At 67.5% G+C, this 8,972-nt stretch carries 7 protein-coding genes; 6 read left to right on the top strand and 1 reads right to left on the bottom strand.

What is annotated here, in order from left to right; all coding sequences use genetic code 11:
• From ELR45_RS36435 to ELR45_RS01610, 3 genes are all read left to right on the top strand, one after another.
• A partial coding sequence (locus tag ELR45_RS36435) for a CoA transferase (RefSeq protein ID WP_205855682.1) occupies nucleotides 1-641 on the top strand: 641 nt, incomplete at its 5' end.
• Nucleotides 638-1,456 (top strand): FAS1-like dehydratase domain-containing protein, encoded by an 819-nt coding sequence (locus ELR45_RS01615; protein ID WP_129662887.1) that lies wholly within the window; start codon nucleotides 638-640, stop codon nucleotides 1,454-1,456. The genes ELR45_RS36435 and ELR45_RS01615, both read left to right, overlap by 4 nt.
• 49 nt (nucleotides 1,457-1,505) lie before the next feature.
• Complete coding sequence (locus tag ELR45_RS01610; protein WP_129662885.1) at nucleotides 1,506-2,981, top strand: amidohydrolase; 1,476 nt, start codon at nucleotides 1,506-1,508, stop codon at nucleotides 2,979-2,981.
• A gap of 16 nt (nucleotides 2,982-2,997) precedes the next feature.
• Here the strand turns inward: ELR45_RS01610 and ELR45_RS01605 are convergent, their stop codons facing one another.
• The gene (locus ELR45_RS01605; RefSeq protein WP_205855681.1) at nucleotides 2,998-4,479 is read right to left on the bottom strand and encodes a PucR family transcriptional regulator; all 1,482 of its coding nucleotides are present in this window, start codon (nucleotides 4,477-4,479) and stop codon (nucleotides 2,998-3,000) included.
• A gap of 73 nt (nucleotides 4,480-4,552) precedes the next feature.
• On the opposite strand from ELR45_RS01605, the gene ELR45_RS01600 reads away from it, so the two are divergent.
• The 3 genes from ELR45_RS01600 to ELR45_RS01590 all read left to right on the top strand — a co-directional run bounded on the left by ELR45_RS01600 (nucleotide 4,553) and on the right by ELR45_RS01590 (nucleotide 8,876).
• Nucleotides 4,553-5,668, top strand: a complete 1,116-nt coding sequence (locus ELR45_RS01600; protein ID WP_129662882.1) for a DUF917 domain-containing protein — start codon at nucleotides 4,553-4,555, stop codon at nucleotides 5,666-5,668.
• On the top strand, nucleotides 5,665-7,248 hold the full coding sequence (locus tag ELR45_RS01595) for a hydantoinase/oxoprolinase N-terminal domain-containing protein (protein WP_129662880.1): 1,584 nt from the start codon (nucleotides 5,665-5,667) through the stop codon (nucleotides 7,246-7,248). The genes ELR45_RS01600 and ELR45_RS01595 overlap by 4 nt, the downstream gene beginning before the upstream one ends.
• Nucleotides 7,249-7,337: 89 nt before the next feature.
• Nucleotides 7,338-8,876 carry an ABC transporter substrate-binding protein gene (locus tag ELR45_RS01590; protein WP_205855680.1) on the top strand — a complete coding sequence of 513 codons (1,539 nt, stop codon included), beginning with the start codon at nucleotides 7,338-7,340 and terminating at the stop codon, nucleotides 8,874-8,876.
• Nucleotides 8,877-8,972 lie beyond the last annotated feature (96 nt).

The following is an 8,972-nucleotide window of genomic DNA, read 5'->3' as shown; positions in this document are numbered from 1 at the left end:
CGGAGAGCACCGGCGAGGGACAGCTGGTCGATGTCGCGCAGGTCGACAGCATCCTCGCGCTCACCGAGACCGCGGTCGTCGACTACACGGTCACCGGGAGGGTCGCCGCTCCGGCCGGCAACGAGCACGCCTGGGTGCGCCCATATGAGCTGTTCGACTGCGCCGACGGGCAGGTGTTCTTCGGCGCCTACACCGACAAGCTCTGGCGCGCGAGCTGCGTGCTATTCGGCACACCCGAGCTCGCGGACGACCCAGAGATCGACACGATGCGCAAGCGACTCGATCCTGATGTTTACGAGCGGCGCGTGAAGCCCGTCGTCGCGGCATGGCTCGCGGATCGCACGAAAGCGGAGCTGGAGGAGCTCGCGGGTGATGTCGTCCCGCTCACCGCGGTCAAGACGATCGGCGAGGTGGTCGACGACCCGGAGACGGCCGAACGCGACATGATCGTCTCCGCCAGCTACGGTGAGCTCGGTACCCTTCGCATGTTCGGCCAGCCGATCAAGTTGAGCGCGACTCCTGCGACGCCTGCGCGCACGGCCAACCGCATGGCCGAGCATGCCGACCGGGTGCTTACGGCCTTCGCCGGTTACGATGCGACGCGCATCGCCCAGCTGCGGGAAGCCGGGGTGCTGCCGTGAGTGTCGTGCGGGCGGAGCTGATCGCCGCGACGACGGCCGAGGCGTACCGCGGCACCTTCGCACCGGATGATGCGCCGATCCGGAACGGCGACGCTCTGCCTCCGGCGTGGGAGGGTGTGTACTTCCCCTTTGCCGTGCCCTTCGCCGACCTGCGACCCGACGGGACACCTGCCCGCGACGGTGTGCTGCCCGAGCTCGACCTTCCCCGACGCATGTATGCGGGGGAGGAGACGACTTTCCACCGCCCGCTCACCATCGGTGACAACGTGCAGCAGACGACCACGCTCGGGGAGGTCACCGAGAAGACCGGGTCGAGCGGTCGCCTGGTGTTCGTCGACATCGTGCGGGAGTACGCCGTTGAGGGGGAGCCCGCGATCCGCAGCGTCTGGCACGATGTCTTCCTCGAGGCCGCCGACCCGAATGCCCCGGTTCGAGCACCGCGCATGGATCCCGGTGCAACATCCGCTGCCGAATGGGTCGAGGAAGCCGCCTGGGATGCCCGCCAGCTGTTCCGCTTCTCGGCGCTCACCTTCAACACACACCTCATCCACTACGACCGCGCCTGGGCGCGTGAGGTCGAGAACCTGCCCGATCTCCTCATGCACGGACCGCTCATCCGGATCCTCCTGATGGATGCCGCGCGGCGACATGTCCCGGATCGGGTGCCCGCGAGCTTGGCCGTCAGAGCCGTGGCTCCGGTGCTTGTCGACCGGCCGGTGCGGTTCGCCGGACGTACGACCGGAGACCGTACGCGGATCACGGCACTCGATGAGGCGGAGGCCGTGCTGGCGACTGCGGAGGTGACCTGGCTGTGAGCCTCCATAGAGTGAACATGCTGTCGGCCGGAGTAAGGGGTGTTCTCGGATGACGTCGCTGCTGTTGCGCAACGCACGATTGCTCGGTGAGGAGGAGGCCCGCGATGTGCGGATCGTCGGCGATCGGATCACGCAGATCGCACCAGAGGGGACATTGCGCGATGCGGTGGAAGAGTTCGTCGATCTTGACGGCCGCGTGCTCGCCCCTGGGCTCTGGGACGAGCACGTGCACTTCACCCAGTGGACGATCCGGCGTTCCCGCTTCGATCTCTCCGACACGCGCAGCGCCGCCGACGCCCTGAACCGCGTCCGCGAGGTGCTCAGCGAGCAGGACCGAGAACCCGGCGTCTCGGCGACGGGCTATGGCTTCCGCGACGGCACCTGGCCGGACGCGCCGAGCCGGGACGCACTCGATGCGATCACCGGCGGCACCCCGGTCATCCTCATCAGCGGTGACCTGCACTGCGCCTGGATGAACTCCGCCGCCGCGGTACGCCTGGGGCTCGAACTCGACGAGTCCGGTCTCGTGCGGGAGGGGCCGTGGCTCAACAGCCCCGCACATCTTCGCGACGCGTCGTCGCCGACCTCGGCGAAGTTCCGGGAGGCGGCAGAGGCGGCCGCACGTCGCGGCGTGGTCGGCATCGTCGAGTTCGAGCACGCCGACAACCTCACGCAATGGCAGGAGCGTATCGCTTCGGGCATCGATCAGCTGCGGATCGAAGCATCCATCTGGCCGGAGTACCTCGACGGCACGATCGCGGCCGGCCACCGCACCGGAGATCCGCTCGAATCGCGGGGGCTCGTGACGATGGGACGTCTCAAGGTCGTCGTCGACGGTTCGCTCAACACGCGCACCGCGTGGTGCTGGGACCCCTATCCCGGCGTGGGCGCGCAGGATCCGCATCCGTGCGGCATCGCCACCGTGCCGCCCGACGAGCTTCGTCGGCTGCTCTCACGCGCCGTGCCGAACGGCATCGCTCCGGCCGTGCACGCGATCGGCGACCGTGCCAACACGGAGGTGATCGACATCTTCGAGGAGCACGGGATCGCCGGCACGATCGAGCATGCGCAGCTGGTGAGCGAGAAGGACTTCTCCCGCTTCGGCGCCCTCGGGCTCGTCGCCAGCGTGCAGCCCGAGCATGCGATGGACGACCGCGACGTCGCCGATCGGCACTGGGCCGGTCGCACCGATCGGGCCTTTGCGTTCGCCTCCCTCTATGCCGGCGGGGCGACTCTGCGTCTCGGGTCCGACGCCCCCGTGGCGCCCCTTGACCCGTGGCACGCGATCGCGGCTGCGACGACGCGCAGCCGTGAGGGCCGGGAGCCGTGGCATCCGGACCAGCGTGTCCCGCTCGACGTCGCGCTCGCCGCGAGCATGCGCGGTCGCACCACCGTGACGGCCGGAGACATTGCCGACCTGGCGATCCTGGACGTCGATCCCCGCGCCGCGACTGCGGAACAGCTGCGTGAGCTCCCCGTGTCCGGGACGTTGGTCGGCGGGCGTTGGACCTGGCGCGATCTGTGATGTCACTGCGTGCCACTCACGTGCCCGCCCCGCCCAGCAGCCGCACCCGGCAGGCCAGCTCGACGGCGAACCGGGTGTCCGGGTCGTTGAGATCCACATCGAGCAGTTCTCTGATCCGTTTCATGCGGTAGCCGACGGCGTTCGGGTGCAGGGTGAGTTCGCGCCCGGCATGCGTGAGCGAATTGCGGTTGCTGAGGTAGGCGACGAGCGTTCGCACGGCGGTGGTCGCGCGTTCGGGGCCCAGCGCATCCAATGGTTGCAGCACGTCCTGGAGCAGATTCCGGCTGATCGGCGACGCATAGAAATCCAGAAGCACCCGCCTCAGTCCTGTGACATCCGTGACCTCGACGCCGCCCAGGCGTCCTGCGGCGATCGCCGAATCGGCGGCGACTCGAGCCTCGGCCGCTGACTGACGCAGCCCTGCTGCGCTTGGCTGCGGTGTGCCGAGACCGAGGGTGTACGTCCACTCGTCGCCCGCTAGTGTCTGCGCGTAGTCCTGGATGCGCGTCGCGACCTCACGCAGTCGACGTTGATGATCGCCGGCACCGTGGTCCTGAGTGCTCACGATGAGAGCGTCGTCCTGGATGTAGGCGATGTGCCAGAGCTCGGGATGCTCCTCGACGAGCTGGAGGGCGAACAGTTCGACTGCCGGGGCCACGGCGTGCGGAGGCCGTTGGTTCGGGTCGAAGCGTTGTCGGGGGCGCAGCCACGCCGCCGCGTGCGTCAGGTGCAGCGGCAGACCCAGACGTGCGGCCGGCGCGATGAATGCGTCGACACGTGCGGCCTCGGCCAGGACGAGCTCGACGATCAAATCGGCGCGCGACTGGTTGGGTGCGAAGCGCTCGCGTATCTGACGATGCAGCGAGCGAGAGATCAGCGAGGCGACGATCGGAACCGCGAAGGACGCCGCGGGGTCGGTCACCTCGGCGACGACACGACCGATCGGCACTTCGCCGATGAAGACCGCGGCGCGGTCTGTCCATGCGGCATTCGGGTCCTCCTGCATCGTCAAGGAGATGCCTAGTGCCGCACCGGCCGCGGCAAGCATGTCGTCGGCGGAGCGTGCTGGATCAGCAGCGATGGCTGAGGCCTGCTCGATCGCGTAGGACGCTCGTGTCATCGTCTCGGCGGCGCCTCCGCTGATGACTCGATCGATGGCGACAGCGAGATCGGTGGCGCGAATCCCCTCGGACACGAGCACCGGAACACGTCCGCGTTCGGCGAGGGCACCCGCCGTCTCGGTGAGAGTGAATCCGCTGGAGAAAACGACTCCCGCTAGGCCGAGCGCACTCGCCTGGCGCAGCGCCACATCGACGAGGTAGGGGGCAGGCGCAGCATCACCCGGGACGATCACCAGCGTCCCGTAGGTGGCATCGCGCAGGTCAGGAAGTTCGACGACCTCGACGCGCGCGATCGCAGCGTCCACAGGGCCGGCGACAAGACGCATCCCGAGGCGATCGGCCCGCTGCAGTAGATGTGCCACGGTGAACTGGGTCACCATCACAATCTAAGAGATTTCTCTGGGATAGTGGCACATTGTGGGTTCGGGACTATGTTCCTACTGTCGGTTCATGGCCACAGCCCCGCTCCCCGCTTCACCCCCCGTCCAGCAGACACTGTCGCGCGTCGTCGCCGATGACGTTCCGGCGCTCGCCGCCGGAGCCGCGATCTTCGGCACCGGTGGCGGCGGTGCGGTGTACACCGCGCAGAGGATCGTCGAGCGGGCGCTGCTTCAGCACGGGCCGGTGGAGCTCATCGGCGTCGACGAGCTGACCGAGGACGACGCCGTGATCATGATGTCGGGTATCGGTGCGCCCACCGTGGGCATCGAGATGCTCTCGTCGTCCGCGCAGGCGGAGACGCTGCTCCGAGAGTCGGAGCAGGTGGCCGGCCGCCGGATCACGGCGCTGATGCCCGCGGAGATCGGCGGCAGCAACGGTGTCTCGCCGATCGGCTGGGCGGCACGGCTCGGGGTGAAGATCCTGGACGCCGACGGCATGGGCCGGGCGTTCCCGGAGGCTACGATGATCTCGCCGAACGTCGCCGGCGTCCCGTGTGACTTCTCTATCCAGTGCGATGTAGTCGGCAACGTCACCATCCGCAAGACGATCGATCTCGCCTGGCTGGAGCGTCACGCACGTGCCGGCGCGGTCGCGTCCGGCGGAATCTGTCTCGGCGCACATTATCTGCTCACCGCCGAGACCGCTCCGGGGGCGGTGATCCCGGGAACCGTCAGCCGTGCCACCCGCGTCGGTCACGCGCTGCTGTCTTCGCCCGACCCGGTCAGCGCAATGGCCGATGAGCTCGGGGCCTCGGTGCTTGTCACAGGGAAGATCACCGACGTCGCCCGCCGCACCGAAGGCGGTTTCGTCCGTGGCTCGGTGACGATCGCCGGTACCGGCGACGATCGTGGCCGGCTGCAGCGGATCGAACTGCAGAACGAGAATCTGGTCGTTCTCGAAGATGGCGAGGTGCTCGTCACTGTCCCAGATCTCGTCACGATCGTCGACGCCGAGACCGGCCACGCGATCTCCACCGAGATGCTGCGGTTCGGGCAGCGCGTGTCGGTTCTCGCTTGGGCTTGCGATCCGCTGTGGCGCACCGAACGCGGCCTGCAGCTGGCCGGGCCCCGCGCCTTCGGCTACGACCTGCCCTACGTCCCCTTCGAGCGGAAGAGCAGCCGATGAGCTTCGAGAAAGACCTTTCGATCGGCGTCGACGTCGGCGGCACCAACACCGATGCGGTCGTGCTCGATCGCTCCGGCACCGTCATCGCGAGCACCAAGCAGGCTACGACGGAGGATGTCATCGGCGGCATTCGCGCCGGGATAACCCGCGTCCTCGCCGACATTGGCGATCGCCGTTCCCAGGTATCTCGCGTCATGCTCGGGACGACGCACGCCACGAACGCGATCGTCTCCCGGCGCAGTCTCGCCCGCGTGGCGGTGATCCGCCTGGGCGCGCCGGCGGCGACTGAATGGCCGCCTCTGACCGGATGGCCAGCGGATCTGTCCGCCGGCGTCCTCGCCGGCTCGGTGATGCTCGGGGGTGGCCACATGGTGGACGGCACGCCGATCGCACCGCTGGACCGTGATGGCATTCTTCGTTTCCTCGACTCACTCGATGGAGGCTTCGACGCCGTCGCCGTGTGCGGGATCTTCAGTCCGTCGTATCCCGAGCAGGAGCTCGCGGTCGAGGAGCTCATCCGCGATCACCTCGGTCACGATGCCCGCGTGTTCCTCAGCCAGGACATCGGACCGACCGGTTTGCTGGAACGTGAGAACGCCTCGGTCCTCAACGCTGCCCTGCACCGCGTCGCTCACGACGTGACGCGCGCGCTGCTCACCGTCGTCGAGGAACAGGGCCTGGACGCCGTCACCTTCTTCTCCCAGAACGACGGAACCTTGATGTCGCTTGACTACGCGGTGCGGTTCCCAGTGCTGACGATCGGTTCGGGCCCGGCCAACTCGATCCGCGGTGCGGCATACCTCTCGGACACCGAGCACGCGATCGTCGTCGATGTCGGCGGCACCACGAGCGACCTCGGTGTGCTTGTCAACGGCTTCCCGCGCGAATCGACCTTGCCCCGTGAGATCGGTGGTGTGCAGACGAACTTCCGCATGCCGGACATCTTCAGCGTCGGCATCGGCGGCGGCACCGTCGTCGACGTCTCGTCCGGCAGCGTTGGTCCGGACTCGGTCGCCTATCGCATCGACCGAGAGGCTCTGCTGTTCGGTGGCTCGACACCGACGCTGACGGATGCCGCGGCCCTGGCGGGTTCCTCCGTCACCGGCCGCACGCTTCCTCGTCTCTCAAACGCGACGCGTATGGCACTGAGCGGAGCTCTCGAGATCATGACCGCTCGGTTGGAGGAAGCGGTCGAACGGCTGTCGCTCGGCCGGCTCGATCTACCCCTGGTCGTCGTCGGTGGCGGTGGATTCCTCGTGCCCGACGATCTGGCGAGCGCCGGAAAGGTGCTCCGCCCCGATTATGGCGATGTCGCGAACGCGGTTGGGGCGGCGATCTCTCTCGCGGGAGGGCGCGCCGACCAGATGGCGGATCTCGAGGACCGCGAGACCGCGATCGATGCGGCGTCGCAAGCTGCGATCGCCAAGGCCATCCAAGCCGGCGCCGACCCGCTCCAGGTCTGTGTCGTGGAAGTGCTCGAGACGCCCGTCTCGTACACGGCTCGCCCCGCTGTGAACGTCTCGGTCAAGGCCGCCGGTCCTTTGACGCACCTCGGCGCGGTCGCGTCGCCGCGCCACTGAACGGCGCACCGCCCCAACACCCGAAGGAGGAGAATGCAATGAAACGCTGTATTGCGATTCCGGCCACGGCCGGACTTGTCGTTCTCGCGATGACACTAGCGTCATGCTCGGGTTCCACGGACGCGCCGGCCTCAGCAGAGGCCGAATACGTCTCCGGCGGAACGTTCGTCAAGTCCGCCAGGAACGATCCAGGCGATCTGAACCCGTTCAAGGCAGTCCAGCTCGACACGTGGGACCTCGTGAGTCTCTCCTACGAGTCGCTCATCTACGTCACGCCGGACGGCGAGTACCTGCCGTGGCTCGCCGAGGATTGGGAAGAGAACGGTACCGAGGCGACCTTCACCCTCAAAGAGGGCATCACCTGCACGGACGGCACACCGTTCACCGCGCAGACGGCTGCGGACAACCTGAACTACAACGCCGACCCGGAGAACGCGACGTTCTCGTACGGTTCGGTCATCGACGAGAACGTGTCGGCGACTGCGGAAGGCAACACCCTGACGGTCACCAGCACCGAGAACGACCCCTTCCTCGCGATCAGCGTCGGCACCATCAGGATGGTGTGCGACGCCGGCCTCGCCGACCCGTCGATCCTCTCCGACACCACCAACAGCACCGGTCTGTTCGACCTCACCGAGGTGACGCCGGGTGACACCTACACACTGACCAAGCGTGACGACTACACCTGGGGGCCGGAGGAGGTCACGAGCGACACCGTCGGACTGCCGGATACGATCGAGCTGCGCGTGATGAGTGATGAAAGCACCGCCGCCAATCTGCTGCTGTCGGGTGAACTGAACGCTTCAAGCATCGCCGGTGCCGACAGATCGCGCCTCGATGCCGAAGGCCTCACCTACACCGGGACGCGCAACTCGGTCGGCGAGATGCTCTTCAACGAGCGTGAAGGGCGTCCGTTCAGCGATCCGCTCGTGCGCGAGGCGCTTGCCACGGCCATCGACCGTGACGAGGTCGGCTCGGTCGTCGCCGACGGGACGGGCATGCCGGCTGTCTCGCTCGTGACGAAGACCCCACTGCTGTGTGTCGAGGAGCAGCCGAATTGGACGCTGCCTGACACCGACCTCGACCGTGCGGCGGAGCTACTGGACGAGGCGGGCTGGACGCTCGGGGCCGACGGCAAGCGCGTCAAGGACGGCGAACCTCTCACCATCAAGTTCGTCTACAACGCGGCCACGGCGACACACGCGCCGGCTGCGGAGCTGGTCCAGCAGACGTGGAATGAGCTCGGAGTGACGACCGAGCTCTCCGCAAACGACGCGGCCGCGTGGTCGGATCAGCTGTACACGACGTTCGACTGGGACACCGGCTGGGTTCAGATCGCCCCTGGCAGCCCGAACGTGCTGTCGACCTTCTTCGCCGGCGAGACGCCTGACGACGGTGGACTGAACTTCATCTTCGTCGACAACCCGGAGTACGAAGCCCTCGTGGAGCGGGCACGGGGCGCGAGCCCCGATGAGGCGTGTGAAATCTGGCAGGAAGCCGAGAAGGAACTCATCGAGCGCTTCGACGCTTTCCCGGTGATCGACAACATCCTCCCGACGTATCAGTCGGGCGCAGTGTTCGATCAGCCGAACTACATCCAGCCGACGACGATCCGGATGCTGTCGTAACCATGTCGGACCCTTCGCTCGTCACTACCGAGGTCAGGAACACAGCGACGACCGCGCTGACGGTGCGGGCGGAGGGTCGCCGGCGTGATCGAGGGC

Origin of the sequence: Phytoactinopolyspora endophytica (assembly GCF_004138495.1) — a bacterium.
Lineage (GTDB): Bacteria > Actinomycetota > Actinomycetes > Jiangellales > Jiangellaceae > Phytoactinopolyspora > Phytoactinopolyspora endophytica.
This window is presented reverse-complemented; position numbering and strand designations above follow the sequence as displayed.